This is a genomic window from Acinetobacter sp. 1424608, from assembly GCF_000588255.1.
GTDB lineage: Bacteria > Pseudomonadota > Gammaproteobacteria > Pseudomonadales > Moraxellaceae > Acinetobacter > Acinetobacter nosocomialis.
The window spans coordinates 48,415-74,758 of the sequence record NZ_JFXL01000019.1 but is presented as its reverse complement, the minus strand read 5'-3'; the positions used below and the strand labels follow the sequence as shown (position 1 = coordinate 74,758).

Sequence of the window (26,344 nt, the reverse complement as noted above, 5' to 3'; positions counted from 1 at the left end):
ACCACTTTTGTCTCTTTTAAATCTAATGTTGATATTAAATCAGGTGCAACTTTAACATCATGTGTGGTTCCATCGGTAATCATGAAATCAATAGGATTGCCATGTGCATCAACAATCAAATGTATTTTTGAGGAGTTTCCTCCTACACTTTTAGAAATAGATTGATTCGCTATGCCGGCAGAATGTTGATGAGCACGTACATGAGAGCCATCAATAAAAATCCACTCCATATCGGGGCATGAGGCTAGTAATTTGAATAATCTAAGAAACTTACCGCTGCTTGACCAACGATTAAAACGTTTGAAAATAGAGTTTGAATGACCAAAACAGCAAGGAATATCTCGCCACGGACAGCCTGTTCTAATTCTATAGAGAATAGCTTCAATAAAATTGCGTAAATTTGAGTTGTGGTGAATGGATAAATTACGCAGAATAACTTTCAACTTTTGCCAGTGTTGATCTGTCAGCATGGTACGAGGCATAGCGAATAGTAAAATTGGGTTTGGCGATTTGATTTTACTACTTCGCTATTTTTTTAAGCTAAAAGTGTCAACACACCCTATTTATATTGAAAAAATTTATTAGTCTTCTTTTTTTAACACATAATGTTTAGCCAAAGAACCTTCAACTTTTTTACCTTCCATGTCTAATGCAGTAGCAGTATTCTCACCAATAAAGAATTTACGGTTTTGAGCTTTATCATCTAAGGTAATAACAGAAGTGTTGTCTTTATCGAAAGCAAACTTACCGTGTGTTTCAAATGGGTTTGTATCACCTTTACCTAAATAAGTTTCAGTCAACTCATAAGTTTTATCATCTTTTAATTTTAATTCAGTTTTGATGCCTTCACAGTCTGCGCAAGGAAGTGTTCCTTTGTATTTACCATTCCAGTCGAGAGAGTTCTCTGCTGTATGTTCAGTATCTACGGCAACAGCATTACTTGCTTCAGTAGTTTGTACAGGGGTAGATGCATCAGAAGTTGTCTCTGTTTTATTTTCGTGTTTATTACATGCGACAAGAAGAGTGCTCATAAGTGCAATTGCTAATAATGATTTTTTCATAATGACTAAAACCTCAAAATAAAAAATAAAAAGTATTTAAAGCCTAGAAAAAAAGAAAATAAAATAAAAGCGTTACTATGTTGCTTAATTTTATCAAAAGGTAAAGTGAATGCTTATTAGGAACCTTTTAATAGTAATTTTTAAAATTAAGTTGGTGGGTAGAGGTATCCATTCGAGTGATTTAATGGATACCTGTTTTTAATTATGGCTGTGCAGAAACTCCACCTAGAGAGTCGCATGCTGCTTTATAAAGTTCATATTGCTTCTTTACCACTTCATCTAAAGGCATAGCGAATAATTCTTCACCCTCTTTATAACTTTCTACATAAGAGGTCGCTTTATCTTTACTCACGGCTAAAGTTTGTTGGTAATAAGAATTGATAGAGCTTGTAGGCATTTCACTGGTTTCAACATTTTTACATTGAAAATTATTTAATAGTTTTTCTGCACGTTTGAGCTCACTAGATTGGCCAAAAATACACCCAGTTAAAAATACAAAAGGTACTAACACGAAAAAGATTTTCATGGAAAAAATTTATAAGAGCGAGGATGGGCGCTATTGTATAAATAATTCCATGCTTTACTGTGGTTTTATGTTAGACATTGACTATTTTTTAACTCATTAAAATAAAAAAATTGTTTCTAAGTTTGTAATGACCTCTTTTTGTATTTGGTGCATATTTTGCTTATTAAAAAAGCCATTATTAAAAATGAGCCAAAATGAATCGGATTCAGCAATTTTCTCAAACTTCTTTAGCACCATTTTGGTATGCACAATTAGAGCTTGGTTTTAGTTTTAAAAATTCTCGCACCATAATGAGTCATAGGAAACATCATGGCCCTGTTCGGGTGCAAAAAATGCTCTGGCCCGAAAAAACTGGAGTTTGCCACGCTATTATTGTTCATCCACCAGCAGGAATTGCAGGAGGGGATCATCTTACTTTCCAAATTGAAACAGCAGAGCAGGCACATGCAGTTATTACCACACCTGGGGCTGGGAAATGGTATAGAACCAATGGTAAACAGGCTTTTCAGCATATTTATCTGACTGTAAAAAATGACTCTATTTTAGAGTGGATGCCACAAGAAACGATGTTGTTTGATGGTGCTGTAGCACATTCGGAAACACATATTCACCTTGAACAAACAGCAAGTTTTATTGGATGGGATATGCTGGTTTTGGGCCGACAGGCTCGAGCTGAGAATTTTGTTCATGGAAGTTATCACAATCAATTTAAGTTATGGCGTGAGAATAAATTACTAGTTGCCGATACTTTATATTTTGAGGGGGGAGATCGCTGGTTAAGCTCATGTTTAGGAATGAATAATCTGGCTGTAATGGCAAGTTTTTGGGCTGTACCGCCAGCAAAATTCCGTTCTTCATTTTATTTAGAGCAACATATTGAACTCATTCGTGAACTCATTATGCGTATGGATGTGCCTGTGACTTTGACGTTACTAGAAGATGTGCTGTGTGCGCGGTTTTTAGGAAATGATGTGCGACATTGCCATGATGCTTTCGCGGCTATAAGGGCAAGATTAAGACGGTATTGGTTTGATTTAGATGAGGAATTCCCAAGAATTTGGAAAACTTAATTTACGTTAAATTGCGTATTTTAAAAACGATTAAAACAAGTATGCTGCTTTTGAGCACGCATTTTGCTTAAAGAAAACTAGATGCTATTAGGAAAGAGATATGGAACTCAATCCAACAGAAAAAGATAAGTTACTCATTTTTGCCGCAGGTTTGGTGGCTGAGCGTCGTAAAGCACGAGGTTTAAAGCTGAATTATCCAGAAGCTGTTGCGTTTATTTCGGCAGCCTTACTTGAAGGTGCTCGAGATGGAATGACGGTGAGTGAACTTATGCACTTTGGGACGACTTTATTAAAGCGTGAAGATGTTATGGATGGCGTAGCGGAAATGATTGCTGAGGTTCAGGTCGAAGCAACTTTTCCTGACGGTTCGAAATTAGTCACTGTTCATCAGCCAATAGTATAAAAGGAACGCTTATGATCCCCGGTGAGGTTATTACTCCAGACACTGATATTGAACTGAATGTCGGACGAGAAACTTTAAAAGTTGTAGTGGCTAATCTTGGCGACAGGCCTATTCAGGTGGGCTCACATTTTCATTTTTATGAAGCAAACGATGCCTTACAGTTTGATCGTGAGATAGCAAAGGGTTTTCGCTTAAATATTGCGGCGGGGACTGCGATTCGTTTTTAACCGGGACAAAGTCGAGAAGTAGAGCTTGTTGCTTTAGTTGGTAAGCGAGAAGTATATGGTTTTGCAGGCCGAGTTATGGGTAAGTTGGATTAAACATAACAACCATAATGAAAGATATGAGTAAAAAATTATGAAAATGTCACGTCGTGCATATGCTGAGATGTTTGGTCCAACGGTTGGAGATCGTATTCGCCTAGCTGATACAGAGCTTTTTATTGAGGTTGAACAAGATTTAACGACATATGGTGAAGAAGTTAAATTTGGCGGTGGTAAAGTCATTCGTGACGGGATGGGGCAATCGCAACTTTTAGCTGATGAAGTTGCCGATACAGTCATAACCAATGCTTTAATTGTGGATTGGTGGGGAATTGTTAAAGCCGATGTAGGTTTAAAAAATGGACGAATCTGGAAAATAGGAAAAGCCGGTAACCCTGATATTCAACCCGACATTACCATTCCTTTAGGTGCGGCGACAGAAGTGATTGCGGGTGAAGGGCAAATTTTAACAGCTGGTGGTATTGATACTCATATTCACTGGATTTGCCCGCAGCAAGTTGAAACCGCTCTGATGTCTGGGACAACAACAATGGTAGGTGGGGGTACAGGACCAGCAGCCGGAACTTCGGCAACCACAGTGACTCCAGGTCCTTGGCATATTGCGACCATGTTGCAGGCGATTGATGATTTGCCTATGAATATTGGTCTATTAGGCAAAGGGAATTTGAGTTTACCTGACCCTATTCGTGAGCAAATTAAGGCTGGCGTAATTGGGTTAAAACTGCATGAAGATTGGGGCTCAACACCAGCAGCAATTGATAACTGCTTGAGTGTGGCAGACGAGTATGATGTTCAGGTCGCAATTCACACGGACACTTTAAATGAAGGTGGTTTTTTAGAGGAAACCCTAGCAGCTTTTAAAGATCGTACCATTCATACGTACCATACTGAAGGTGCAGGTGGTGGACATGCTCCCGATATTTTAAAAGCAATTGGGCAAAGTAATGTCTTGCCATCTTCGACCAACCCAACACGACCTTATACCATTAATACCATTGACGAGCATTTAGATATGCTCATGGTATGCCACCATTTAGATCCAGCAATTGCCGAAGATATTGCTTTTGCAGAAAGTCGTATTCGCCGTGAAACTATTGCTGCCGAAGATATTTTACAAGACTTAGGTGCAATTGCCATGATGTCATCAGACTCGCAGGCGATGGGACGCGTGGGTGAAGTCATTTTACGTACTTGGCAAACTGCCCACAAAATGAAAGTACAACGTGGCCCATTAGAGGGTGACAATGAGCTTCATGATAATAATCGGGTTAAACGCTACATTGCCAAGTATACAATTAACCCAGCAATTACCCATGGTTTAAGCCATGAAATCGGTTCGGTTGAAGTCGGAAAACTTGCTGATTTAGTGTTATGGAAGCCTGCGTTTTTTGGCGTAAAACCTTCCATGATTATTAAAGGTGGCATGATTGCAGCTGCACCGATGGGTGACATTAATGCTTCCATTCCAACCCCTCAACCTGTGCATTACCGTCCAATGTTTGGGGCTTATCCGCGTGGTGTGCATAACACTTGTATTACCTTTTTATCTCAAGCAGCAATTGATGAAAAAGTTGCTGAGAAACTAAATCTGAAAAAGTTAATTAGCCCATGTAAAAATACGCGTTCAATTACCAAAGCCGATATGAAACACAATACATATTGTCCAGTTATGCATGTGCATCCCGAAACTTACGAGGTACGAGCAGATGGTGAATTACTAACGTGTGAGCCTGCTGACGTGTTACCAATGGCACAGCGTTATTTCTTATTTTAATGAATTTTATAGAGGTGATTTGCCTCATTAACTTATATGAAAGAAATAAGTAAGGAGAGAAAAGCTAAATGAAAATTTACACCCAACGTCTTGAAGATATTTCTCCTGATCAGACATTTGAAACGGTTGAGCTAACGTTTGATACCCGTCAGAAATCACGTTTTCGAGCGGCTTTAGCAAGTGGCGTAGATATCGGTGCGGATTTGCCTCGTACTGGCATTTTGCGTAGTGGTTCATATATTGCAACGCAAGAGGGCGATGTATTGCGAGTTGATGCAAAACCTGAACGGTTAATGCAAGTTACTGCTCAGACTGAATTTGATTTGCTTAAAGCGGCCTATCATTTAGGTAACCGACATGTGCCATTAATGCTGACACCAACAGCTTTATATTTTGAGCCTGATCATGTACTTGCTGAAATGGTAGAAGGTTTGGGGCTTACTGTGACAGAAACCGATCATCCGTTCGAGCCTGAAAGTGGTGCCTATGCACAGCATAGCCATGATCATCGTTTAAGCCCAATCAAAGCTTTGCACCATGTCCATTCATAACGCAGCGCAATTACTTCAACTGCTGACACTGTCTTCGACGGCATTGCCAGTTGGAGCGTATTGTTATTCACAAGGTGTAGAAACAGCCATTGATATTGGCTTAATACACGATGAAAGCTCTGCCATTGCTTACTTTGAAGAAGTGCTTGAAATGTTGTTGGTACGCTTTGAGTTACCTGTACTTAAGCGTCTTATGCAACATTATGATGACTCAGACGAGTTCTTGACTTGGGCACATTTGTATAAGGCAAGCCGAGAAAGTAAAGAGCTGCTTGCTGAATCTCAGCAACTCGCATTTTCTTTAAATGCATGGATTAAAGATGTTTTGAAAAAGCCAGTTGAGGTTAAAAAGCAGTTTGGTTTTGTACCTGTTTATGCACAGCTTTGTGGGCGTTTAGAGCTTAAAGATATTGATGTACTCACGGCGTATACCTTTACTGTTTTAGAAAATCAGGTTTTAGCAGCCGTAAAAACAGTTCCATTGGGACAAATGGCAGGACAAAGAATTTTGTGGCATTTGCATGGGCGAGTACCACACGCTGTAGAGAAGGCTTTAAAACTTAAAGATGAGCAACTGAGTAGTGCTTTACCTCGCTATGCCATGCTGAGTATGAAACACGAAACACAATATTCACGATTATTCAGATCTTAAAATTAGGAAATAAAAGGATAAAAATCATGACAGAACGTAGTCCATTACGAGTTGGAATTGGAGGACCAGTCGGTTCAGGTAAAACAGCACTTACGCTTAACTTATGCCGTGCCTTACGTGATAAATACAATATGGCTGTAGTGACAAATGATATTTATACCAAAGAAGACTCAAACTTTTTAACCCGTAATGAAGCGATGTCACCAGATCGTATTGTGGGTGTGGAAACAGGTGGTTGCCCTCATACAGCAATTCGTGAAGATGCCTCAATTAACTTGGCCGCGATTGATGATTTGTGTGAGAAATTTGATGGCTTAGAACTCATTATTATTGAAAGCGGTGGTGATAATTTGGCCGCAACATTTAGCCCAGAACTTTCTGATTTAACCTTGTATGTTATTGACGTGGCAGGTGGTGAAAAAATTCCACGTAAAGGTGGACCAGGTATTACCAAATCAGATTTACTGATTATTAATAAAACTGACCTCGCACCTATGGTTGGTGCAAATCTTGATGTGATGGACCAAGATGCTAAACGCATGCGCGGTGAAAAACCATTTTTATTTTCAAACATGAAAACACAAGATGGGGTTGAAGAAATTATTCAATTTATTGAGAAGCAAGGGCTGTTTAAAGCTTAAGGAGTAACTATGAACTTCATTAAGAAATGGGGCATTGGGCTCCTTAGCATGTTACCGGCATTAGCCATGGCACACCCGGGTCATGATCATACGCATTCTGGATTTGTAGCAGGTTTTATTCACCCTTTTACTGGTCTCGATCATTTAGTGATGGCTTTAGGTTTTGGTATCTTGTTATGGTCAGCAGCTAAACAATGGAAAATTGCCGGTATCATTACTCTAAGTATTGCTTTGATTGTAGGCTTTTTAGTAGGTGCCCAAGGTCTAATACCAGAGAGTATCGCTGAATATGGGATTATTGCTTCTTTGATTGTTACAGCGATTGCATTATGGACAAAATCAAATCGGATATGGCCTATGGCTGCTGCTTTACTCGCAAGTTTCCATGGAGTAGCTCATGGAGTTGAGTTAGCACATGCAGGGCATATTGTTGCATTAGTAACTGGTATGGTTACCGGTATGGCACTTATCTATTGTGCTGGACTTGCATTAGGCGCAGTATTTACACGATATGTACCTTATGGAAAAAAAATTATGGGTACCTGCGCAGCAATTGTAGCAGTCATTGGTTTAAGTTAATTAAAACCTTGCAAAAAAAGGTAGCTTTAAGCTACCTTTTTGAATTTGCAAAATAAAATGTGTGTAGAGAAAATTTTTTATACTGTTTTTACAGTGATCACTATGCTTTATAGTGGATATGTTCAGGCTTATGATTTTTTTCAACCAGAAAGCGATGATTCTGCTTTATTAAATACAGATCAGTTGTTAGATGAATCAGATTTAAACTTGGAACAAAGGCGGTTGGCAATTGAGCATGATGATGAAATTAATAACTATAATGTGCTTAAAAACGAATTTTATTCAAATGAGCGTTGGGTGATTTATAATTATACAGCCTATGATACGGGGCAACTTCACAGCAAAAACATCGCTGGTTTAACGAATCATATTAATATTCAGGATTTATCCATTTCATTTGGGTATGGAGTTAACTATAGTGTTAATCCAAGACTAAAAATTGGTTATGAATATATTTCGAGTTTTCCTTACGACCGAGGTCAACTCATACGATTTTTTACAATCTATTTATTCTGAAATGCAAAATTAAAATAATCTAATTCAGACAAATAGATCAGTTAAAGTAATTCGTTATAAAAATTCTACATGATTAGATTTTCTGATAAAGACCTGCGTGGACTGTACCAGCTTTAGTGGTTTTAACTTGTTGCCATGTTGCAGGAAGTTGAAGCTGAGATAAATCTCGGTCAGCTTCAACATAAATGTATCCATTCTTTTTAATATGTGAATCTGCCAAGTGAGCGAGCTCTTGCCATAAATCGAGGCTATAAGGCGGATCTAAAAAAACTACATCAAACTGTTCTTTTAAGCGCGGCAACGCTTGTTGGGCAGTTGCAGTAACTAAATGACAATTTTGCGCTTTTAAAAGCTGGATATTCTCTTTTAAAAATCGTGCTTGAGTCTTATCAGGTTCAATCATATAAACAAATGCGGCACCGCGCGAAAGTGCTTCAAAGCCTAATGCACCAGAACCTGTACAGATGTCGAGAACCTGAGCATTTTGAATGTCCCACATGAGCCAATTAAATAACGTTTCACGGACACGATCTGGGGTTGGTCTTAAACCCTCAATACTGGCAAATGGCAAAACTCGTCTTTTCCATTCGCCCCCAATAATGCGCAACTGATTTTTCATTATTCATCGATCTCATTTGTAGCAGGGCGAGCAGGAGCAGCTTGTGGAGCAGATGTTGCTGCTGCGGTAGTTGTAGCAGCTGCTGGAGTAGAGCTAGCAGTTTCGCCGCCACTTGGAAGCTCGCCCGGTTTAATTCCGGCTGTCATAAGGCCACCATTAACTTGATGGTTGGCTGGACGAATTGGATTTTTATTGCGGGTTAATAACCAGTAATCAAATATTGGCTTAGCAAGTTGAGCTGCGGAACCACCATGACGACCATTTTCCCAAATGACCGCAATAGCAATTTCTGGTTTATCGGCAGGTGCAAACCCAACAAAAAGACCATGGTCAAGTTGGCGTTCACTAAGCGCAGCTTCGTTGTAGCGTTTACCTTGCGCAATACTCTTAACCTGTGCCGTACCTGTTTTTCCGGCAATTTGATAGAGCGATGTACGGATACCACGTCCAGTACCTGATTGAATTACATCAATCATGGCTTCTCGCATTTTTACCCAGTCTTCGTCTGTACCGTTGAAATTAATTTTTCCATCAGGCGCATTACGGACTGTAAAAGGTTTTGCACCATGCGATGCACGTAAAACATGTGGAACTACATGAGAGCCGTGATTCGCTGTAATAGCAGTTGCCATTGCAAGTTGTAATGGAGTTGCAGTAAATGCACCTTGACCAATACTGACGGAAATTGTTTCACCTTTCATCCATTTAGTTTTGCGTGTACGCATTTTCCATTCTGGACTTGGGTATAAACCTTCACTTTCACTTGGTAAGTCGACACCTGTTTTTTGACCAAAGCCAAATTGGCGCATCCATTGGTTCATCTGGTCGATGCCCATTTGATTTGCCAAAATATAAAAATAGGTATCGCAAGACATGATAATGGCTTTGTGCATGTTCACGATGCCATGACCAGTTTTTTTCCAGTCACGGAATTTATGAGAGTCTCCAGGTAAATGGAAGTAGCCCGGATCGGAAATAGCAGTAGACCAGTCCACAATACCATAATGTAAACCGCCCATCGCTTCCATTGGTTTAATGGTCGAACCGGGAGGGTATGCCCCTTGAACAGCACGGTTATAAAGAGGTTGATCGATGTTGTCACGTAGCGAGCTATAATCTTTATGATTAATACCCGTCACAAATAAGTTTGGGTTAAAGCTTGGACTTGAAACCAACGCAAGAATTTCACCTGTACGTGGGTCTATCGCAACAATTGCACCACGGCGTCCAGCAAGTTGCTGTGATGCTACGACTTGTAAACCATAATCTAATGATAAGTACAGGTCATTACCGCGAGTTGGGTCTTTACGTCCTAAATGGCGCAATACATTACTATGAGCATCTGCTTCTACAGATTCATAACCTGGTGTTCCATGAAGTAAATCTTCGTAACTTTTCTCTACGCCGATTTTACCAATCAGGTTTGTTCCAGCGTATAAATCTTTATCAATACTTTTTAATTCTTTATCGTTAATACGGCCCACATATCCAATCACATGAGCAAACAACTCACCATGCGGATAATAGCGCGTCATTTGGGTTTCAATTCTAACCCCAGGGAATTTGTATTTAACTTCACTAAACTTGGCAATATTTGTCTCGGTTAAGTTTAGCTTAATTGCTACGCGTTCAGTTTTACGCGCCGTTTTAATACGACTTTTAAAGCGGTCTACATCTTCTTGAGTCAGCTCTAAAATGGGTTGTAATTGTTCAATAACTGCATCAGGATCTTCAACGTCTGCTTTACTTAATGTTGCGGTAAAAACCGGGTAATTATCGGCAAGTAAAACCCCATTACGGTCATAAATATAACCACGAGCAGGGGGGAGAGGTTGTAAGCGAATACGGTTTTTATCCGATGCGGTCGAGAACTCATCGTAATGAAAAATTTGTAGATAGGCGTATCGGCTTTCTAATACTAATAGACAAATAATCACAAGACCTACGGCAAAAAATATACGACCTCGATAAATGCGCTTTTCTTGCTGGATATCTTTTAAAGGAAAGTGCTGTTTCATACGGATCGACTTAATGACATAGGATGAGAAAAATAGCTGCTTATTCTAACGCAAGCGCAGTTAAAATATTGCATAATTTTCAAAGTTTCAGTGAAGAAACAAATTGGCTTTTTTGACTTTGTAGACAACAAAATTGTAGAGTCTTGTATATAAGAAGCAAAATAATTCTGTTAAAGTCTCTCATTCAATAGAATAGGGTTGTTCTCACCATACGATTAGGGAAAATGGAGAAAATAATGAGAAAAATTTATCCCTTACTTGCAGTTTTGACAGTAAGTAGTTGGGCTCATGCTCAAGATTATTCATTTCTTCCAGAAGCAAAATTAGCAGATCATAAAGCAGCGACTTGGAATGTAGGCGCAGGTTTTACTCAAAAATTGTTACATCTCAATGGTGAGTGGGTAAATCCTTATGGGATTGCTTATGCAAAAGTTGGTGCATTTTTAAATGGTGATAAAACTGCCGGTGGACAAGTCGGATTTCGCTATCCTTACTACCTTACCGGAACTGATAAGAATGGTTACTATATTGGCTTTTATGCTGGACATCTTGATAGCAAATCTGTAGACGGAGATTATAAATCTCGCTTAGGTGCTGGTGTCGATTTGGCATATGTATTGTTGAATTCAGAAAGGATTAGTACCTTTAGTGTGGGTATTGGAGCAGCTGAAAAATTAACTGATCAAAATGGAGCCGTTGCTGCCAATACAAAACCGCAAATACAATTTTCTTATTCTCTAAGTTTTGGTTTATAAAACAAAGCAGCTTATCGTTAACTCGCCATAAGCAGAGCACAAATAAATACGAGAGTCTTACATGTTAGAGTACGTCAGCGGATTGTGGCAGACCTTTTTACACAGACCTGATTTTTGGGCCGTTTTGAGTATCATTCCGGTCACTGCCTTTGTCACATGGGCACATGTGTGGATGGCTTTAAAAATGGTGTTTTACCCAATCAAGTTTTGGGGATTCCATTTAGGTCCTTTACCAGTCGGCTGGCAAGGTATTGTGCCACGTAAAGCAGGGCGTATCTCAGGAATTATTACTGATAATACTCTATCTAAGTTAGGTTCTTTGCGTGAGTTTTTAGAGGCAATGGACCCTGAAGACATGGCACGTATTATTGGTGAACAAGTCGGATTTGAACTTGAGCATTTGATTGATGAAGTGATGATCGATCGAAATGCAGTGCTTTGGGAAAATTTACCTTATTCGATTAAACGCCGTATTTATGCTCAAGCACATAAGCAGTTACCAGGTGTGCTAAGAGAATTAGTGACTGAACTGACCATGAATGTCGAGTCACTGGTTGATATGCGTGAAATGGTGGTGAGCCAAATGGAAGGTGACCGCCGTTTAATGGTACGTATGTTTTTAAAAGTTGGGCAAAAAGAAATCAACTTTATTTGGCATATTAGTGCTCTAATCGGGATGTTCTTCGGTATTTTTCAGATGGTTGTCTGGTTTGTTGTACCTTGGCATTGGACGGTACCATTTTGGGCATCTATTTGGGGCTTTTTAACCAACTGGATTGCAATCTGGATGGTATTTAACCCAATTGAGCCACATTACGTTCGTTATCCGCAAATATTTAGATTAACCAAAGATCGCAAGTTCCCTTGGATTGTGCCTGTTTTACGAATCGGTACCTATAATTTCCAAGGTGCTTTCATGAAGCGTCAAGAAGAAGTCTCTGAAGTCTTTTCTAGTGTAGTGACAGAAGACCTAATTACGTTAAAATCGATTATGACAGAAATGATGTACGGTTCACGCAAGGACAAAACACGTCGTATTGTTAAACGTCATATTAACGAAATTATGGAAACTCCACTTGTTCGTACATCTTTACAGCTTTCTTTGGGCCCAAGAGAGTACGCAAGATTAAAGACGGACTTGATTGATCGTTCAATTGAAATTACGATGGGACCCGTATGTGACCCTGCACTGAATGCAAGCCGGGCACAGAAGATTTTTCAAATGTTTAAAGAGCGTATTCGTGAACTGACACCAAAAGAGTTTCAGAATTTGTTACGTCCAGCATTCCAAGAGGACGAGTGGATTCTTATTGTACTAGGTGGGGTAACCGGATTTATTGCTGGTACAATACATTTGTTTGTGGCTTTCTTATAATTCGAAGTCGGGCAGGATCTATCAGGATCAACGAAATTAAATCTGCCAGACCTCACATTCATTGTTTTAAATGAGGATGTTTTTTATGCGCATTATCTTACTCGGACCACCTGGGGCAGGCAAAGGTACTCAGGCTCAGTTGATCTGTAAGCGCTACAATATCCCACAAATTTCAACCGGTGATATGCTCCGTGCTGCAATTCGTGAAGGTACTGAATTAGGTTTAAAAGCTAAAAGTGTAATGGAATCTGGCGGTTTAGTTTCAGATGAACTCATTATTGGTTTAGTAAAAGAACGTATTGCTCAACCGGACTGTGTGAATGGTTGTATTTTTGACGGCTTCCCACGCACGATTCCTCAAGCAGAAGCATTGGAAAAAGAAGGCATCAGCATTGATCACGTGATTGAAATTGATGTACCTGACGAAGAAATCGTAAAACGTCTCTCTGGTCGCCGTCAGCACCCAGCTTCTGGCCGTGTTTACCACACTGTATACAATCCACCTAAAGTGGAAGGTAAAGATGACGAAACTGGTGAAGATCTTGTTCAACGTCCAGATGACCAAGAAGAAACCATCCGTAAGCGTCTAGCGTCTTATCATACTGAAACAGAGCAATTAGTTGGTTTCTATCAAGGCCGGGCTGCTTCTGGTGAAAATGCGCCAACTTATGACAAGCTTGATGGCTTGCGCACTATTGAAGATGTACAAAAAGATTTGTTCAACATCTTAGACAAATAATTTAATATTATTTGTGATAAAGAGCCCTCTTTATGAGGGCTCTTTTCTTTCATTGAGTGCGGGAGAACGATATGAAAATCATTTTGATTTTAGTGGTATTGCTGAGTCTGGCACTATTGTTATTTTTACTATATCAAAGTCAAAAAATGTTGCGTCATGTGCAGAAACAACAGGCTTTGGAAAATAAAAAGAACGGACGAGAACGTCAACTACATCCCAAATTGCAGCAACTTAAAAAACCTCAGGATTAACTGAGGTTTTTTGTTGGAATTGCTTTTGTGGCGCCAAATTCAAAGCGGTCTGGCCAGTTACATACATCAGCAACAACACACTCGAAACATTTCGGTTTACGGGCGATACAGCAATAACGGCCATGTAATATCAGCCAGTGGTGTGCATCTATAATAAATTCTTTTGGAATTACCTTAACTAAACGGTGTTCAACTTCAAGAACATTTTTACCTACTGCTAAGCCAGTACGATTTCCCACACGGAAAATGTGTGTGTCGACAGCCATAGTTGGTTGCCCGAATGCTGTATTTAAAACCACGTTGGCTGTTTTACGTCCTACGCCCGGTAGAGCTTCCAAGTCTTTTCTGTTGCTTGGAACCTCACCGTTAAATTGTTCCATTAAAATCTTACAGGTCTTAATAACATTTTCAGCTTTCGCGTTATAAAGGCCAATGGTCTTTATATATTCTTTTAAACCGTCTACACCTAAGTTATAGATTTTTTCAGCAGTATTGGCGACAGGATAAAGCTTATCTGTTGCTTTGTTTACGCTAACATCGGTTGCTTGTGCCGATAACATGACGGCAATTAATAATTCAAAAGGTGATGAATATTTTAATTCGGTTTCTGGAGAAGGTCTTTGTTCACGAAGGCGTTCAAAGAAAATTTGAATCTGCTTTTTCGTCATGTTTTTTACGGCCATTCAGACCTCCTGTAATTGAATGAGTTGCTGTTGTAGTTCATCAAGTTGAAGACGTTTTTTTGCATCTTCTCGAACACTGAGCTGCTTTTCCAACTTTTTAATTTGTGTGCGAATTTTAGCTAATTCAATCGTAGTTTTTGCATCATTTACAACCGCTTCTTTTGGCTTCTCAATGATTTGAATTGAAGGTAAATCATCAAGTGCTTGGGAAAACTGTGCAAAAAGTTGTGTATCAATTTCAGCGCGTACAACAGGCCCTTTACGATGTATACGACGTTTTTCTTCGCGTTGAATATGCGCGTAGTAACGTTGTCTTAAATCATCTTGCTCTGCAATGCGCTGTTGTTCGTTTGGTAAAGCTTGAGTGTCTTCGACCAGATCAATACAGTCAACTGGGCAGGGTGGAATACATAACTCACAACCTGTACACAAATCAGTCAAGATGGTATGCATGAGCTTACCACTACCAATAATGGCATCTACAGGACAAGCATTAATACATTTTGTACATCCGATACATTCGTCTTCGCGAATAATCGCTTTCATGCGTTGCGGGCGTCCATCGGCTTGTACAGGCCAGACACTTGTTTCAGCAGGTAACGATGAGCGATTTAATAATTTTGCGAGCGCATCTGCCACTGGCTGTCCACCAGGAACACATTTATTTGCTTCTTCACCTTCAGCAATGGACTTTGCGTAAGGTAGACAACCGTCACGGTGCCCACACAGACCACATTGTGTTTGTGGTAATAACGCATCAATCTCGCGTATGAGAGAAATAGATGGATTCATAGAGGAAAATAGCTTGCTTAAAACGATGCGATAATGAAGAAAAACCTAAGTAAGGTCAATGGATTTTAACGAATTTATTGGCTTTTTGATTGACCTAAAATGTAGCTAATATTGCACAATAATAGATCAATAAAACTGAGAAGATAAATGACTATTTCTGATTTTTAGATAGTTTTTCTAAAATTAAGCTTATGATAATTAAGTAAAATAAAATAATTTAAAATAACTATTGTTAAAATTGATGGAAAGAGATTTAATATTTTGCTGCTAAATGATGCATTTTAAAATGTATTGCACCAATTTAATTCATTACTATGCTGAGGACCGTGCATTGAAATATAACAATCTAAATGAATTCCTGAATTACGTGCAAGCGCGTGATCCGCATCAACCTGAGTTTTTACAAGCTGTCGAAGAAGTCATGACAAGTTTGTGGCCATTCATTGAAAAAAATCCGGAATATGCAGAGCAGGGATTGTTAGAGCGTTTGGTTGAACCTGAGCGTGTGATTCAATTTCGTGTTTCATGGATGGATGATCAAGGGCAGACTCAAGTAAACCGTGCTTTCCGTGTTCAATACAATTCAGCAATTGGTCCATTCAAGGGCGGTATGCGTTTCCATCCGTCGGTCAACCTATCTATTTTAAAATTTTTAGGATTTGAGCAAACTTTTAAAAACTCACTGACTACTTTGCCGATGGGTGGAGGAAAAGGAGGTTCAGATTTTGACCCTAAAGGTAAATCTGATGCTGAAATTATGAGGTTCTGTCAGGCACTCATGATTGAGCTTTACCGTCATTTAGGTCCCAATACCGATATTCCAGCTGGAGATATTGGCGTGGGTGCGCGTGAAGTAGGCTACATGGCTGGCATGATGAAAAAGCTCAGTAATGACACGGCATGTGTATTTACTGGTAAAGGAATTTCATTTGGCGGTAGCTTAATGCGTCCGGAAGCAACAGGTTATGGTACGGTTTATTTTGCAGAAGAAATGCTAAAAACACGTGGGCTATCTTTTGCTGGTAAAACTGTTTCAGTATCTGGTTCTGGTAACGTTGCGCAATATGCGGCAGAGAAGGCAATGTTCTTAGGTGCGAAAGTGGTTACCTTGTCAGACTCGAACGGTACTGTTTATCTAAAAAATGGCTTTACAGATGAGTTGCTTGCTGAGGTCATGGAGCTGAAAAACGTTAAGCGTGGGCGTATTTCGGAGTTTGCTTCTAAGCATGGTTTTGAATATTTTGAAGGTAAAACCCCTTGGCATATTCCTGTAGATATTGCTTTACCATGTGCTACACAAAATGAATTAACAGGCGAAGATGCTAAAACACTTATTGCTAATGGTGTCATTTGTGTAGCTGAAGGCGCTAACATGCCATCTACACTTGAAGCTGTTGAACAATTTATTGAAGCTAAGATTTTATATGCCCCTGGTAAAGCATCTAATGCAGGTGGTGTGGCAACTTCTGGCTTAGAAATGTCCCAAAATGCAATTCGTTTGGGTTGGACACATGCTGAAGTCGATGAACGTTTACATGCAATCATGAAAGACATTCATGCCAATTGTGTAAGATACGGTACAAAAGAAGACGGTACTGTGAACTATGTAGATGGTGCCAATATTGCGGGCTTTGTAAAAGTTGCTGATGCCATGCTTGCACAAGGTATTTATTAAAATATAGAAATAAAAAATCCGATGCTTTTGCATCGGATTTTTTTAGTCTAAAAATTATTTTTTAGGCTTTTTAACCATTTCTTGCTCTACAATCATATCTAACACATCTGCTTGGCTAGATTGATCAGCTGCTGGGTTTTTCACTTCAAAACGTTTTACACGTAAGATTACGCGTTGGTTTGGATTGTGTTCAAAACCTTCGATTTGACCATAATATAATGACCAGTTTTTGTCGGCATAAGTTTTTACGCCTTTGTCATCATATTTAACTTCACGAACTTGCAAGCAAGTTTGTGGCGCAACACCCGTACAAGATTTAGTTTCTGGTGCTACTTCAAGGAAAACAGTTTTACCTTCAGACTGGTATTTTGCTTCAGGTGTCATTTTACCTGTGAAAGTATATTTCTGACCTTGAGCATCAAGGATTGTTAATGTTGGTTGATCAGCATTTGTCGTATTAAGTTCAAATGGAATCGCACGTTTTTGGAACAGGCTGCTAGAGAATTGTTCCTGTTTCATTAAAGCAGGTTCACACGCCATCATTGTCGACATGACATCAGCAGTTACGATGGTATTGTTTTCAACTTTCCAAGTTGTACCTTGACGGTTACAACCTGTTGCGATAGACAAACGGTCGTTTGTGAAGTTAAGAACGATCGGCTTTTTAGTATTTTGAGGTTGGTATGACCATGAATAATCAGTTAAAGCTTGAGTATTAGTTGCTTTTACACCTTGGAAAATATGCTTTTGACCTGCTTTATCTGTCACGCTTAAGATTACCTGACCATTGCTATTACTAATTTCGATTGGCAATTTTGCTTCACTAAAGATGCTATTAGACAATTGTTCTTGTTTCATTAAATCGTCTTGGCAAGCCATCATTGTCGATGCGAGAGGAGAGGTTACAAGTTGGTTGCCTTCAACTTTCCAAGTACCACCTTGACCATTACAACCTGTGTTAATTGCTAATTTACCATCTGTATTAAAATTAAGAACAAGTGGCTTAGAAGCTTTTACATTTTGATAAGTCCAAGCATATTCACTTAAAGTTGCTGCAAGATTTTGTTGTTGCTCAGATACAATTGGAGCTTGAGTATTTGAAACTGTTTGACACGCCATCAAAGAAAAAGGTAACAACGCAAGAATTAAATATTTAATTTTCATTTAAAAAACTTCAAGTAAAAAAACAACAGCACTAAGCTTAAAACATTCTTAAAAAAATAAAATGTAAACATATGATTGTTTCGGTTTTTAAAATGTATAAGTTTGTAAATTATTCGAATTTTTAATAAAAATAGTGGTATACCCCGCAAAAACGGGGTATTTCCTAAAAATTAATCAAAACGGTATATATCCATACCTAACGAGCCCATTGTGAAGCTGCTATGAACAATCGTAAAACGATGGCCAGTTCCCATTGCAAAAAATAACGGTGCAAAATGTTCAAGAGTTGGATGATTACGTTTTATATAAGGCAATGATTGCCATTCCAACACGCCATCGTAATCTTGATGAGAAAGTTTATTAACAACAGTATTTCTAAACGTTGAAGCCCATTCAGGAACTTTTGAACTATCACCTTGCCATGACAATTCAGCAAGATTATGGGTAATACTTCCAGAACCAATCAATAAAATTTGCTTTTCACGTAAAGGCGCAAGTGTTTGCCCAATTCTATAAATTTCTTGTGCGCTTAAGCTCATTGGTAAGGAAATCTCAACAACAGGAATGTCTGCATCTGGATACATATGTAAAAGAGGCATCCATACACCATGGTCGCGAGGGCGGGTACTATTGGCATGAGCAACGAAGTGAGCATCTGCCAACAACTTTAAGATTTCTTCGGCAAGTTCTGGTTGACCTGGTGCGCTATAGCGAATCTCATACAACTCTGGCGGGAAACCACGGAAGTCATGCCATGTTTCTGGACGTGTTGAACTACTTACTTCAAGCGCTTTACTTTCCCAATGAGCAGACATCACGATGATTGCCTTTGGGGTAGGTAGATTCACACTAAGGCGATGTAAGGCAGGGCCCACTTGTTCTGGATCAAGTGCAAGCATGGGTGAACCATGTGAAATAAACAGTCCGGGAAGGGTTTGTAGTTCCATTTCATTACACCTGAGTTGAAAAGCAGAATAATAGTCATTATGCCAAAATCAGGACATGTTAAAAGTATCCTGATTTCAACGGATTGTTCTTAAAATGAAACGTTTGTTCTTTTTATGCACGGTGATAAGGATGATTATGATTAATAGACATTGCTCGGTAAAGTTGTTCGATTAATAAAACACGAACTAAAGGATGAGGCATGGTAAGTTTTGAGAGTGACCAATGCCAGGCAGCAGCTTTACGTACCTGATCAGACAAGCCATCTGGGCCACCAATAGCCAGTGCAACATCATTACCTTCAAGCATCCATTGTTTCATGGTGTCAGCTAGTTTTTCTGTACTGAGTTCGCGTCCGCCAACTTCTAAAGCAATAAGTGTCTCGTTGGGTTTTAAAGCATTTAAAATACTTTCACCTTCAATTTGGCAGTATTTTAAAATATCTGCTTCTGAGTCATTTTTGCCGCGTTTTGCCATTGGAAGTTCAATCACTTGAGTCTGAACAAAAGGTTGGATGCGTTTGAAATAATCTTCAAAACCAGTAAGTACCCAAGCAGGCATTTTTTGACCAATGGTCAGAATACGAATTTTCATGTGGTCTATTCAGTCAAAACAGCTGACGTATTATACCTGAGGAGACAATAACTGCGGGGGAGTAAGTGAGCATAAAAAACGCAGTCCAAAAAACAGTGTTGGACTGCGATCAAATGATCATCTGTCTGGAGTTCAGATGATCATAGAGAATAAAAACAAGGCTATCTGTAACATAGGATAGATAAGAGTAAATAATAAAATTAATCACTCTTACTTCTTATTATGAGGATGGTTGGATATTTTTCAATCAAATTGTGTAACAAAAAAAAGAGAGCCGAAGCTCTCTTTTTTATTTTTTAATTAGTGACGTGCTGCTTTTGAGCCTTCCACCGGTTTTACAATCGGTGTTTTTGGTAAAGGCTTTGGCATTGAAGTTAATGCTAAAGGCAAGATCTCATCAATACTTTTCACAGCTTTGATTTCTAATCCTTCTTTCACATTGTCAGGGATCTCTGCCAAATCACGAACGTTATCTTGAGGAATAAAGACAAGCTTAATTCCACCACGATGTGCAGCAAGAAGTTTCTCTTTCAAGCCACCGATACGCATCGCACGACCACCAAGACTTGTTTCACCTGTCATCGCGATGTCTGGACGAATCGCAATACCTGTAAATGCTGATACAAGTGCAGTTGTTAATGCCAAACCAGCAGATGGTCCATCTTTTGGAGTTGCACCTTCAGGTAAGTGAACGTGTACATCAGTTTCTTCAAAACGAGATGCTTCAATACCAAGTTCATCAGCACGTGTACGTACTACAGTCATTGCTGCGGTAATTGATTCTTTCATTACGTCACCGAGTGAACCGGTTGTAATAAATTTACCTTTACCTTTAACAGCTGCAACTTCAATAGTAAGTAACTCGCCGCCTACAGAAGTCCATGCCAAGCCATTTACACGGCCTACTTGTGCTTCATCTTCAGCAATACCAAAGTCAAATTTATGTGGACCTAGGTATTCAGGAAGATTGGCAGAGGTAACATCAAGCTGTAAGTTTTTAGACTTTTTACTTACGGCTTCTTTTACCACTTTACGCGCAATTTTAGAAACTTCACGTTCTAAACTACGAACACCAGCTTCACGTGTATAACGTTGAACAATGTCACGAATCGCTTCTTCATGAATTGTTAACTCTTTTGGACGTAATCCGTTGTTCTTAATTGCTTTAGGAACAAGGTAACGTTCAGCAATGTTTACTTTTTCATCTTCGGTATAACCCGGTAGACGAATGACTTCCATACGGTCAAGTAATGCTTCTGGAATATTCATACTGTTCGCAGTACAAATAAACATTACTTCAGAAAGGTCAAGATCAAGATCTAAATAATGATCGTTGAACTTACTGTTTTGTGATGGATCAAGTACTTCAAGCAATGCAGAAGCTGGATCACCACGGTAATCTTGTGCCATCTTGTCAATTTCGTCGAGTAAGAACAATGGGTTCTTCACGCCAACTTTTGTTAAAGACTGCACAATTTTACCTGGCATCGCACCAATATAAGTACGACGGTGTCCACGAATTTCTGCTTCGTCACGTACGCCACCAAGCGCCATGCGAACAAATTCACGACCTGTTGCTTTAGCTACTGATTCACCGAGTGAAGTTTTACCAACCCCAGGAGGACCTACTAAACAAAGGATAGGACCTTTGAGTTTTTTCACACGTGATTGAACAGCTAAGTATTCAACAATACGGTCTTTAACATCATCAAGACCATAGTGGTCAGCATCAAGAATTTCTTGAGCTTTATTTAAGTTAATACTGACTTTACTTGCTTTGTTCCACGGTGTATCTAAAATCACTTCTAGATAGTTACGTACCACAGCAGCTTCACTAGATGCAGGCTGCATTGCTTTAAGTTTGCGGAACTCAGCTTCAGCTTTTTTACGTACATGTTCAGGTAAATCAGCTTCAGCAAGACGTTTCTCAATTTCAGCAACGTCATCTTCAGCACCGCCATTCATATCGGAAAGCTCACGTTGAATGACTTTCATTTTTTCATTTAGAAAGTATTCACGTTGGTTCTTTTCCATTTGGCGTTTTACGCTGTCATGTAAAGTTTGCTCAATTTGCTGTTCAGCAGATTGATTCATCAAGTAGTTCATCAACTCTTGCAAATGAGCTTCAAACTCATCGTACTCTAAAAATTTCTGTTTAATTTCAATATTTAGAGGTACACGAGTTGCTACGAAGAACATCAATTGCAATAAGTCTTCGATTTTATTGGCAGCAGCTACCAGTTCACGTGCATTACGTAATTTTGCTTCTGCATATTGAGCAAATAGGTTACGTAACTCTTGTAAACGAGTTTCTTGAGTTGCCTTATCTACATTAATAGTCATTGGGCTTAAATCGTGTTCAGCAGTCAAATAACTATCTTCATCGATAATTTTTGTGAGCTTAGAACGATGCAAGCCTTCAATAAGTACTTTAATGCAGTTTTCATCATTTTCATGATTAACTACTTGTACAATCTTAGCGACTGTACCGTACTGGTATAAATTGTCGTGATCAATTTCTTCTGTAAGCGAATCTTTTTGCGCAACTACAAATACTAAATTGTCACTGTTACGAGCCACATCAACTGCATTGATCGATTTTTCACGACCCACGAATAGCGCAATTTGCATGTGTGGATAAACCACCACATCACGTAAGGCTAATAGTGGTAATACACTTGGAACCTGAGGCTCTAAGTCAGTTTTTTCATTCATAATAAGTTCAGACATGGGCACTCCTAATGAGTGACAACGAGGTTGCCATGTTTTTTATAGTGATGTGTATTTTAAAAATTACAAGGGCATGACAATAGAAAATGTTGAAAAAAGGACTAATTTAGTCAACTTTTTTTTTTAAATGTTATGAATCAATAGATTAATTCTTAAGAAGAATGAAATTTTGTAGTGAAGCTGAGCATTTTTACTTAATAATTATTCTTTGCCGTACAAGTAAGGAGACCAGCTTTCAAAAAATACTTTATTTAGTTTTATTTTATAATAGGTATTTTTATTAAGTATATTTAAAATTTCATTTATTTTATAATTTATTATTAGTAGTATAACAGCACTATTATTTATAATATACATATGTATTTTAAATAGGTGTTTATTACAGAATAATTATATTAATAATGGTATTTATTTTAGAGTTAATATTCTATTTTTAATGGAGTGCAAGTGTATTTTAAAGAGTTTATTTATTTATTAATTTTATAAAAAATAACCATATATTTAGAGTTATTATTCTATTTTAAAATAAATTTACAAATTATTAACACAATAGAGATAATATGATTTGCTTTTAAAATATATCAATAAATTCAAATAATTAAAAATTAATCAATATTTTTGTTTTGTGAATTTTGTCTCACTTTTTCATAAATTTAAAGGATCTAATGTTTACCCCTTAAATGAGGCTAAAAAACCAAAAAAGGATATACTTAAATTTTTATATAAAAATCATCTTTCAAAATTATAAAAGTGTGGTGAGGTTAGTAAGTCATTTAATTTTTGAATCTACCCTTCATGTTTCAAAGAATATCTTTACCAATGAGTTATTAAAAAAATTATTTATCGAAATAATTAAAATTTTTTTAATGAAGTAAAACGATAGTTTTTAAATATAAATTTAAACTCAATATTTTATTTTTATTATCTATCTAGCCTAAAAAATACAGAACTTAATTACAAAGTTAAATTTGTAGTAAAAAATCATAATATATTTTTTATATTTATTTGATTATATATTGTTCTTTTTTCTTGTTTTTCATCGCATTACATTAAATTTCTGTGATTTACCTCTCATTTTTTCTTTGATATATTTCGCGAAATTTTTCATACCTTTAGTTTTTTGAAACTTTGTGTAGCTTTAGGTAAGTATTGTTTGTTTTTTGTAAAATGCGAGTAAGTATATGAATAAGATATACAAAGTAATTTGGAATGCTTCATTAGGAATTTGGGTTGCTGTTTCAGAAATTGCAAAGGGTCATTCAAAAACTCGTAGTCAAAGAACAAATAATGCTTTGATGCCTTCTACTGAAGCCACCGATGAAGGACTATTTGGAGTAAAAGTCTGGAATTATGTATTAGATATACGTATACCAAATAGTAATCAATATCAACGCTGTCAGTTACGCATTGATTTTAATAAAAAATATTTGGCAGAAAATTTATTTTGGAAAGGTGAGGCATGCGAAGGTTTGGCTACTTGGGGAGGGTATAATCAGTCGCCAGAGCATACTAATTTAATTTTTGAGCGGGCAGCAAGTGTGTTATTCACCTTTGATAGATTTGATAATAATGCTGTTGAACAAGGTGTTCATAGTGTGCAGGAAATTGCTGAACAGATCAAAAAAAGCCAGACAACAACACCAGTTATTGTTTCAGGTTTTACCGATCGATTGGGTAAATTTAGCTATAATCAAGAATTGTCTTCACAGCGTGCTAATACAGTTGCCAAGTTATTGGTTCAACAAGGTATTGATCCTACACGGATACAGATACAGGCGAATAGCCAAACTGATCTATACAAACAATGTGCAGGAAAAAATAATTCACAGCTTATTGAATGTTTAGCGCCAAATAGACGTGTCAATATAAGCTGGTAAATGATCTACCACATAAAAGTAATCCTATTAAAAAGGATTACTTTTATAGATTATAAAAAACTAAGAAAAATTATAATTAATATTTTTATCTATTTGAATTTTTAAATATTTTTATTTAAATTTTCTTATTTACAACTCTGCCAATATTTATATGAAAGATATTAATGCATTGAAAATATTAGAATTTGATCATAAAAAATTGTCTAAATATATCTTATACCTACGTAAAAGTAGAACAAAAATATAAATATCAATAGTTTAAATTTTTTATGAAATAATTAATGAATTTAAATGACAAAAAACACCTTAATCGTAAAAAAATGTAACAAAAGCGTTTTTAATTTTTAACGTTAAGAAAAATTAAAAAATTGATTAAATTACTATTTTTTTCTAAGTATAAAAAAAGTTAACAAAATTTGACAATTGTTGTGACTTTGTTTGATTTTGATATTTAAAAATGTGATTTACTTCTCAAAATAAAAAAGATATTTTCACAAAAAATAAGCAATTTAACTATTTTGATTGCAAAACTTTACAAATGTAGGCGTCAAGTTTACGGGTGGGAATATGAATAAGATATACAAAGTTGTATGGAATGCTTCTGTTGGTACATGGACTGTTGTATCAGAATTGGCTAAAAGTAAAACGAGAACTGGTTCTGTTTCATCATCTTCTGAAATAACTAGTTCACAAAATGAGATCATTTCTAGAGAAAAGAAATTTAGACCTAAGGCCCTTGTATTATCTATCATCTCCTGTTTAGCCGCTTCACATGTGTGGGCTGACTACACAAATTTGTATGGTTCAATTATTGATACAAGTCCAACCATCAGTAATGGTATTGCCATAGGTGCAAACACCGGTACTCCGGCTACTGCAAATGATTCTAACGGATTAGCCGTTGGTTCAAGAGCAAATGCCAGCGCAGCAGATTCAACTGCATTAGGAAATTATGTAAATGCGACAGGGGTAAACTCAACAGTAGTTGGGGGACAAGCAAGTGCTGCTGGCGCGCAATCAATTGCACTTCAAAATAACAGTGATGCAGATCTTGTTGCAGAAGGCTTGGCAACGGGATCATCTTTTACAGCAGTTGATAGTGCTTCTAGTTACAGTGTCGCAATTGGTGCGATGAGCCAAGTTGTTGGTTCAACAGCAGCAATGGCGATAGGAAAAAATGCTCAAGTTAATAGTGGGGCAAATAATGCTACTGCAATTGGTAATACAGCGACGGTAGATACAAACGCCGTTGATGGTGTTGCTATAGGTACTAATAGCTTAACCTCAGCAGCAAATAGTGTATCCCTTGGGCCTAGATCAACCGCAAGTGTAACGAATTCAGTGGCTTTAGGCGCGGGTTCTACAACTACGGTACAAAGTGGTAATTCATATATAACGAATGTTGCAGCATCTACAACCAATGGTGTTGTTTCGGTGGGCTCAGCAACAAATACTCGACGTATTCAAAACGTAGCCGATGGTGCTGCCGATTCAGATGCGGTTACGGTTGCTCAGTTAAAGGATGTAAATAATCGTGCTGTAGGCAATACGACCGCATTGGGTGGTGGTGCAGCATATAATCCTGCAACAGATGTATATACGGCCCCAAGTTATACGATCACTAAAACAGATGGAACAACTTATACTCCTGTTAATACAGTGTCAGGGGCCTTAACTAATCTAAATAATGAAGTTGTAAAACCTATTACTTTCGCTGGTAATACAGGAACTTCAGCAAATAATTTAGGTACAACACTTAATATCACTGGAGCAGGCTCAACTGCTGGAACCTATTCTGGAAATAACTTAAAAACGGCTGTGACTGGTAACACAGTTAATATTCAGATGGCGGATGCTCCTGTTTTTTCTGGTACTGTCACAGCGGGCAACTTAACGACTGGCGGCTCATTAAATGTTACTGGCGCAAGTAAGGTGGTGAAAATGCTGTCGGTGTGACCTTACGTAAAACTGCCGATAATGGACGTTGGTCACTGACTGGTGGTGTAGCCGCAGCTTCTCAAGGTGATCCAAGTGTTCGTATCGGTATTAGTGGTGTAATTGACTAGTTTC

Annotated in this window: 25 protein-coding genes and 3 pseudogenes; 17 read left to right on the top strand and 11 right to left on the bottom strand. The window is 37.9% G+C overall.

The features are described 5' to 3' along the window. The 3 genes and pseudogenes from J678_RS19580 to J678_RS19570 all read right to left on the bottom strand — a co-directional run. Positions 1-482 (bottom strand): annotated as a pseudogene (locus J678_RS19580) (IS5-like element ISAba31 family transposase); the annotation flags it as partial. Positions 483-581: 99 nt separating this feature from the next. Continuing rightward, positions 582-1,061 (bottom strand): copper resistance protein NlpE, encoded by a 480-nt coding sequence (locus tag J678_RS19575; protein WP_017392694.1) that lies wholly within the window; start codon positions 1,059-1,061, stop codon positions 582-584. 202 nt (positions 1,062-1,263) lie between these two features. Beyond that, positions 1,264-1,587 carry a hypothetical protein gene (locus J678_RS19570; RefSeq protein ID WP_004710055.1) on the bottom strand — a complete coding sequence of 108 codons (324 nt, stop codon included), beginning with the start codon at positions 1,585-1,587 and terminating at the stop codon, positions 1,264-1,266. Positions 1,588-1,781: 194 nt separating this feature from the next. Between J678_RS19570 and J678_RS19565 the strand changes: the two genes are divergently transcribed. From J678_RS19565 to J678_RS0104540, 9 genes and pseudogenes are all read left to right on the top strand, one after another. Beyond that, the gene (locus tag J678_RS19565) at positions 1,782-2,657 is read left to right on the top strand and encodes an urease accessory protein UreD (protein ID WP_017392693.1); all 876 of its coding nucleotides are present in this window, start codon (positions 1,782-1,784) and stop codon (positions 2,655-2,657) included. Between the two features lie 100 nt (positions 2,658-2,757). Further along, positions 2,758-3,060, top strand: coding sequence for an urease subunit gamma (gene ureA, locus J678_RS19560; RefSeq protein WP_017392692.1), 303 nt, complete (start codon positions 2,758-2,760; stop codon positions 3,058-3,060). Between the two features lie 11 nt (positions 3,061-3,071). Then, positions 3,072-3,380 (top strand): annotated as a pseudogene (locus J678_RS0104545) (urease subunit beta). Positions 3,381-3,417: 37 nt separating this feature from the next. Beyond that, positions 3,418-5,118, top strand: a complete 1,701-nt coding sequence (ureC, locus tag J678_RS19555; protein WP_017392690.1) for an urease subunit alpha — start codon at positions 3,418-3,420, stop codon at positions 5,116-5,118. A gap of 68 nt (positions 5,119-5,186) precedes the next feature. After that, positions 5,187-5,669, top strand: a complete 483-nt coding sequence (gene ureE / locus J678_RS19550) for an urease accessory protein UreE (RefSeq protein WP_002126865.1) — start codon at positions 5,187-5,189, stop codon at positions 5,667-5,669. Next, positions 5,656-6,321, top strand: coding sequence for an urease accessory protein UreF (locus J678_RS19545; RefSeq protein WP_002060172.1), 666 nt, complete (start codon positions 5,656-5,658; stop codon positions 6,319-6,321). The genes ureE and J678_RS19545 overlap by 14 nt, the downstream gene beginning before the upstream one ends. Positions 6,322-6,347: 26 nt before the next feature. Beyond that, positions 6,348-6,962 carry an urease accessory protein UreG gene (gene ureG / locus J678_RS19540; protein WP_017392689.1) on the top strand — a complete coding sequence of 205 codons (615 nt, stop codon included), beginning with the start codon at positions 6,348-6,350 and terminating at the stop codon, positions 6,960-6,962. A gap of 9 nt (positions 6,963-6,971) precedes the next feature. Next, complete coding sequence (locus J678_RS19535; protein ID WP_017392688.1) at positions 6,972-7,541, top strand: HupE/UreJ family protein; 570 nt, start codon at positions 6,972-6,974, stop codon at positions 7,539-7,541. A gap of 57 nt (positions 7,542-7,598) precedes the next feature. Next, a complete protein-coding gene (locus tag J678_RS0104540) occupies positions 7,599-8,057 on the top strand; it encodes a hypothetical protein (protein ID WP_016804901.1) in 459 nt (152 codons plus the stop codon). 73 nt (positions 8,058-8,130) lie between these two features. Here the strand turns inward: J678_RS0104540 and rsmD are convergent, their stop codons facing one another. Together rsmD and mrdA are read right to left on the bottom strand one after the other, a co-directional pair. Then, entirely contained in the window at positions 8,131-8,676 is a 546-nt protein-coding gene (gene rsmD / locus J678_RS19530; RefSeq protein WP_017392687.1) for a 16S rRNA (guanine(966)-N(2))-methyltransferase RsmD, read from the bottom strand. Further along, on the bottom strand, positions 8,676-10,694 hold the full coding sequence (gene mrdA, locus J678_RS19525; protein ID WP_032027455.1) for a penicillin-binding protein 2: 2,019 nt from the start codon (positions 10,692-10,694) through the stop codon (positions 8,676-8,678). The genes rsmD and mrdA overlap by 1 nt, the downstream gene beginning before the upstream one ends. Positions 10,695-10,930: 236 nt before the next feature. Between mrdA and J678_RS19520 the strand changes: the two genes are divergently transcribed. The 4 genes from J678_RS19520 to J678_RS19505 all read left to right on the top strand — a co-directional run bounded on the left by J678_RS19520 (position 10,931) and on the right by J678_RS19505 (position 13,814). Further along, entirely contained in the window at positions 10,931-11,449 is a 519-nt protein-coding gene (locus J678_RS19520; RefSeq protein ID WP_002054381.1) for a hypothetical protein, read from the top strand. Between the two features lie 61 nt (positions 11,450-11,510). Next, complete coding sequence (locus J678_RS19515; RefSeq protein ID WP_004710044.1) at positions 11,511-12,824, top strand: membrane protein; 1,314 nt, start codon at positions 11,511-11,513, stop codon at positions 12,822-12,824. Between the two features lie 85 nt (positions 12,825-12,909). Further along, positions 12,910-13,563 carry an adenylate kinase gene (gene adk, locus J678_RS19510; protein ID WP_002054405.1) on the top strand — a complete coding sequence of 218 codons (654 nt, stop codon included), beginning with the start codon at positions 12,910-12,912 and terminating at the stop codon, positions 13,561-13,563. A gap of 71 nt (positions 13,564-13,634) precedes the next feature. Continuing rightward, positions 13,635-13,814 (top strand): hypothetical protein, encoded by a 180-nt coding sequence (locus J678_RS19505; protein WP_002054380.1) that lies wholly within the window; start codon positions 13,635-13,637, stop codon positions 13,812-13,814. Here the strand turns inward: J678_RS19505 and nth are convergent. Together nth and J678_RS19495 are read right to left on the bottom strand one after the other, a co-directional pair. Continuing rightward, positions 13,811-14,497 carry an endonuclease III gene (gene nth / locus J678_RS19500; RefSeq protein WP_002054431.1) on the bottom strand — a complete coding sequence of 229 codons (687 nt, stop codon included), beginning with the start codon at positions 14,495-14,497 and terminating at the stop codon, positions 13,811-13,813. The two genes, J678_RS19505 and nth, sit on opposite strands and share 4 nt — an antisense overlap. Then, positions 14,498-15,289 carry an RnfABCDGE type electron transport complex subunit B gene (locus tag J678_RS19495; RefSeq protein WP_002054379.1) on the bottom strand — a complete coding sequence of 264 codons (792 nt, stop codon included), beginning with the start codon at positions 15,287-15,289 and terminating at the stop codon, positions 14,498-14,500. A 271-nt stretch (positions 15,290-15,560) separates the two neighbouring features. Here J678_RS19495 and gdhA point away from each other — a divergent pair, with 271 nt between their 5' ends. Next, positions 15,561-16,964, top strand: a complete 1,404-nt coding sequence (gene gdhA / locus J678_RS19490; RefSeq protein WP_004710040.1) for an NADP-specific glutamate dehydrogenase — start codon at positions 15,561-15,563, stop codon at positions 16,962-16,964. Between the two features lie 54 nt (positions 16,965-17,018). Here gdhA and J678_RS19485 read toward each other — a convergent pair whose 3' ends face one another. The 4 genes from J678_RS19485 to lon all read right to left on the bottom strand — a co-directional run bounded on the left by J678_RS19485 (position 17,019) and on the right by lon (position 22,397). After that, on the bottom strand, positions 17,019-18,128 hold the full coding sequence (locus J678_RS19485; protein ID WP_025466087.1) for an META and DUF4377 domain-containing protein: 1,110 nt from the start codon (positions 18,126-18,128) through the stop codon (positions 17,019-17,021). Positions 18,129-18,298: 170 nt separating this feature from the next. Next, positions 18,299-19,075 carry a dioxygenase gene (locus tag J678_RS19480; RefSeq protein WP_004888192.1) on the bottom strand — a complete coding sequence of 259 codons (777 nt, stop codon included), beginning with the start codon at positions 19,073-19,075 and terminating at the stop codon, positions 18,299-18,301. A 112-nt stretch (positions 19,076-19,187) separates the two neighbouring features. Next, the gene (gene rlmH / locus J678_RS19475) at positions 19,188-19,667 is read right to left on the bottom strand and encodes a 23S rRNA (pseudouridine(1915)-N(3))-methyltransferase RlmH (RefSeq protein WP_002054393.1); all 480 of its coding nucleotides are present in this window, start codon (positions 19,665-19,667) and stop codon (positions 19,188-19,190) included. 300 nt (positions 19,668-19,967) lie between these two features. Continuing rightward, complete coding sequence (gene lon / locus J678_RS19470) at positions 19,968-22,397, bottom strand: endopeptidase La (RefSeq protein ID WP_004710036.1); 2,430 nt, start codon at positions 22,395-22,397, stop codon at positions 19,968-19,970. A gap of 1,181 nt (positions 22,398-23,578) precedes the next feature. Here lon and J678_RS19465 point away from each other — a divergent pair. From J678_RS19465 to J678_RS23715, 3 genes and pseudogenes are all read left to right on the top strand, one after another. After that, the gene (locus tag J678_RS19465; protein ID WP_017392685.1) at positions 23,579-24,274 is read left to right on the top strand and encodes an ESPR-type extended signal peptide-containing protein; all 696 of its coding nucleotides are present in this window, start codon (positions 23,579-23,581) and stop codon (positions 24,272-24,274) included. Positions 24,275-24,841: 567 nt separating this feature from the next. After that, entirely contained in the window at positions 24,842-26,230 is a 1,389-nt protein-coding gene (locus tag J678_RS19460; RefSeq protein WP_017392684.1) for an ESPR domain-containing protein, read from the top strand. Further along, a pseudogene (locus J678_RS23715) lies at positions 26,206-26,340 on the top strand (YadA-like family protein); the annotation flags it as partial. The gene J678_RS19460 and the pseudogene J678_RS23715, both read left to right, overlap by 25 nt. Positions 26,341-26,344: the final 4 nt, after the last annotated feature.